Source organism: Pantoea sp. SIMBA_079, from assembly GCF_046940275.1.
Classification (GTDB): Bacteria; Pseudomonadota; Gammaproteobacteria; order Enterobacterales; family Enterobacteriaceae; genus Pantoea; species Pantoea borealis.
Window position 1 is genome coordinate 1 of sequence record NZ_JAWRYR010000121.1, and the last position, 322, is coordinate 322.

Below are 322 nucleotides of genomic sequence, written 5' to 3' on the forward strand. Positions count from 1 at the left end.
GGAGGAGCATTGTTCGATGCAGACCCGCAGTGACCCTGCGAGTGGCACTGGCTTTCGCACCAGGCGAAGTATTTCGTCCACTGACTGAGGAAGGCAACTGGCATCGCCGGCGACACGCCCCAGGCCGACAAGGAAGCCGACATGCCGGACGATGCAGTAACGCACTTCGCAAAAACGGGACAACCAGACAAACAGCCTCTCCTTAAACAGTGAAGGCAGCGGATTGTCCAGATAGCCAAAACACGCAAAACCCCACAGTTTCGCGGTGATGTCCGGATTTTCTGGCGTCAAACGAAAAAAATTCGGCACCACGCCAAATCGC

1 protein-coding gene is annotated in these 322 nt (G+C 55.9%); it reads right to left on the bottom strand.

Translation table 11 applies throughout. The features are described from left to right. Positions 1–322 (bottom strand): hypothetical protein (locus SB719_RS19375; protein ID WP_412159632.1); only part of this gene is annotated, 322 nt, incomplete at both ends.